Origin of the sequence: Streptomyces sp., assembly GCF_031178505.1 — a bacterium.
GTDB classification, from domain to species: Bacteria; Actinomycetota; Actinomycetes; order Streptomycetales; family Streptomycetaceae; genus Streptomyces; species Streptomyces gulbargensis.
Window position 1 is genome coordinate 1 of the sequence record NZ_JAPSIW010000923.1, and the last position, 2,361, is coordinate 2,361.

Below are 2,361 nucleotides of genomic sequence, written 5' to 3' on the forward strand. Positions count from 1 at the left end.
TCTCCGGCGCGATCCAGCACCGCGCCGGCATGCAGACCTCGAAGACGATCGTGGCGATCAACAAGGACGCCGAGGCCCCGATCTTCGACCTCGTCGACTACGGCGTCGTCGGCGACCTCTTCGCCGTAGTCCCCCAGCTCACCGACGAGGTCGAGACCCGCAACGCCTCGTCCCGGTAAAACTCCGTCAGGCCCGCCGGCCGGACGCCCGAAGGGCCTCGTCCCCTCGGGCGTCAGCCCGCGTCCCCAGCTCAGCGCACCACCCGTACGGCGGGACCTCCACGATCCCGCACGCCCACCGTGGGCCGCGTCAGTTCCGGGTCCTCACCCACGCGTGCCGGGCAGCCGTGTCACCTGCTGAGCCGCTGTGAGTTCCTCGCGCGCCCGGCGGAATACTCCTCGCCGCCTATCGGGACGCAGACGTCGGCTTCCTGAGGCGTGCCGGACACGGCAGCTCCCTCGGTCCCGATCGTGACCGGACGTCAGTTTCCTTCTCTCGACCGACCTGCCGCGAGAGGCCAGAGCCCTTTTCCGCCGGCGAGGCGCGACCGGGCAGGCCGCCAACGCCGCCTGGGACGCGTCCCGCCGCACGCGGCGGCTGCCCGCGACGACTTCTCCGGCATCGCCGACCGCCTCCGGGGCACTCGAACGGTGCCCTTACGCCACACTTAACCTACGGTCACGTAACCTACGGTGTCGTAGCCTACGATTGCGTAGGTTCCGGCACCGCTCGCCGGACCCGTCGAAACGGTCACCCGTCCCCCTGGAGTTTTCGTGACGCTCACTTCCGCCCATCTCGGCAGCCCCTCCGCCTGGACCGACGCCCGGCTGCTGTGCGCCCTGGAAGAAGTGGTCGAGAAGGAACTCAACCGGCATCTGAAGGTCGCCAAGGACTGGATGCCGCACGAGTACGTGCCGTGGAGCGACGGCCGCAACTTCCCCGGTTTCTTCGAGGACGGGGAGGCGTGGGAGAAGGGCCAGTCCAAGGTCACCGAGATCGGCCGGACCGCGCTGGTGGTGAACCTGCTCACCGAGGACAACCTCCCCAGCTACCACCACGAGATCGCCTCCCTCTTCGGCCGCGACGGCGCCTGGGGCACCTGGGTGCACCGCTGGACGGCGGAGGAGGGCCGGCACGGCATCGTGATGCGGGACTACCTGCTCGCCTCGCGCGCGGTCGACCCGGACAAGCTGGAAGAGTTCCGGATGGCCCACATGAGCGAGGGCTTCGAGTCGGACAACCGGCACTCGATGCTGCACTCGGTCGCCTACGTCGCGTTCCAGGAACTGGCCACCCGCATCTCGCACCGCAACACCGGCCACCAGTCCGGTGACCCGGTCTGCGACCGGATGCTGGCCCGCATCGCCACCGACGAGAACCTGCACATGATCTTCTACCGGAACCTGCTGAAGGCGGCGTTCGAGCTGGCGCCCGACCTGACGATGCAGGCGGTGCGGGACGTGGTGGTCAACTTCCGGATGCCCGGACACGGCATGCCGGGGTTCGAGCGGGCGGCCGCGCAGATGGCGATCGGCGAGGTCTACAACATGCGCATCCACCACGACGACGTGCTCCAGCCGGTGCTGCGCTTCCTCAAGGTCATGGAGATCGACGGGCTGGGCCCGGAGGGCATGAAGGCGCAGGAGGAACTGGGCCTGTACATGAGCGGGCTGGACGCCGAGGCCGCCAAGTTCGACGAGAAGCTGGCGGCGCGCAAGGCGCGGATGCTGGCTCGCGCGGCCGGCTGACCCCCGCTTCCGCGCCGCCGCCGGCCGGCCACCGTCGCCACCGCCCTGGGCGCGCCCCGGGCGGTGGCGACGGCCATGAGTGAACAGCTGCCGGTTCAGGTGGCCGAGGAGGGACCGGACGCGCCGGCGCCGGGGCGGTCCGGGCCACTCAGCGGCAGGGCGAGGCGCGGGCGCTGTCGGACTCGGTGGGTCGGTGGCGTGGCGCGCCCGGCTGAGGCGCGGGCACTGTCGGACTCGGTGGGTCCGGCGGCGTGGCGCGCCCGGTTCCGGCCGGCGCTCGAAGCGTCCCGCCGCGTCTCCCCCGCCTCCCCGCGCACCGTCCGGCCGCCGGCCCCCGGACGCCACCGCACCGCCGCGGCGCCGGGCAGCGCCCGGACCGGCGCGGCGACCGGGCGTCCGCCGCGGGGGGCATCAGGGGGCGGCACGCCGCAGGGCCAGCCGCTCCCGCTCCGAGAGGCCGCCCCAGACGCCGAAGCGTTCGTCGTTGCTGAGGGCGAACTCCAGACAGGCCGAGCGGATCGGGCACAGGCCGCAGATCCGCTTCGCCTCACGTACGGAACTGCCCGGCTCCGGGAAGAAGAAGTCCGCCCCGGTCTGCGCGCACAACGCCTCC

Annotated in this window: 2 protein-coding genes and 1 pseudogene; 2 read left to right on the forward strand and 1 reads right to left on the reverse strand. The window is 71.9% G+C overall.

The genetic code is table 11. From position 1 onward, the window contains the following. Together RIF68_RS34510 and RIF68_RS34515 are read left to right on the forward strand one after the other, a co-directional pair. Positions 1 to 179, forward strand: a pseudogene (locus RIF68_RS34510) (electron transfer flavoprotein subunit alpha/FixB family protein); the annotation flags it as partial. A 594-nt stretch (positions 180 to 773) separates the two neighbouring features. After that, complete coding sequence (locus tag RIF68_RS34515; RefSeq protein ID WP_309055432.1) at positions 774 to 1,748, forward strand: acyl-ACP desaturase; 975 nt, start codon at positions 774 to 776, stop codon at positions 1,746 to 1,748. A 411-nt stretch (positions 1,749 to 2,159) separates the two neighbouring features. Here the strand turns inward: RIF68_RS34515 and RIF68_RS34520 are convergent. Continuing rightward, the coding region (locus RIF68_RS34520) for a WhiB family transcriptional regulator (protein WP_309055434.1) at positions 2,160 to 2,361 on the reverse strand (202 nt) is incomplete at its 5' end.